At 65.2% G+C, this 681-nt stretch carries 1 protein-coding gene; it reads left to right on the top strand.

The window, feature by feature from the left end; genetic code table 11:
• The coding region (locus H1B27_RS39680; protein ID WP_197969781.1) for a PAS domain-containing protein at window positions 1-681 on the top strand (681 nt) is incomplete at both ends.

The raw sequence follows: 681 nt of genomic DNA, 5'->3' as shown, positions 1-681 counted from the left end.
CGCTACGTGCTGATGAACCGCTACATGGCGGGCATCTTCGGCATCGAGCCCGGCGATGCGCTCGGCCGCACCACGGCCGATCTGATGTCACGCTATGGCGCGGCCAAGTCCGACGAGAGCGACAAGAGGGTGCTCAAGCTCCGCAAGGGGCTCGGCTTCTACGAGGAGGAGTACAAGGACGCGGCAGGCAACATGCGGCAATGGCTGGTCAACAAGCTGCCGCTGCTCGATGCCGAGGGCGAGATCGAGCGGATCGTGACCGTCGCGCTCGACATCGGCGAGCGCAAGCGCGGCGAGCTTCTCCGCCTCGATCAACGAGGCCTGGGTTTCGCGCAGATTGCGCAGCGCGGTTTCGGCGGCTTCCTTGGCCTTGCGCATTTCCTGCTCGCCGCGCTCGGGCGCCTGGTCGCCGGTGTCGCCCACGAGGTCAACAATCCCGTCGGCATCAGCCTTACCGTCGCCTCTGCGCTGGAACGCAAGACCGCGATGTTCACCGCCGAAGTCGAGCGCGGCGAGCTGCGCCGCTCCACGCTCAACGACTTCCTCAACACCAGCCGCGATGCGTCCTCGCAGCTCGTATCCAATCTCAACCGTGCCGCCGAGCTGATCCAATCGTTCAAGCAGGTCGCAGCCGACCGCAACTATTCCGACCAGCGTACTTTCGATCTCGGCGACCTCACC

The sequence above is a fragment of the Bradyrhizobium diversitatis genome, from assembly GCF_016031635.1.
In the GTDB taxonomy this organism is placed as follows: Bacteria; Pseudomonadota; Alphaproteobacteria; order Rhizobiales; family Xanthobacteraceae; genus Bradyrhizobium; species Bradyrhizobium diversitatis.
Note: the sequence above shows the minus strand (reverse complement) of the source record. Positions and strands in the feature narration are given on the sequence as shown.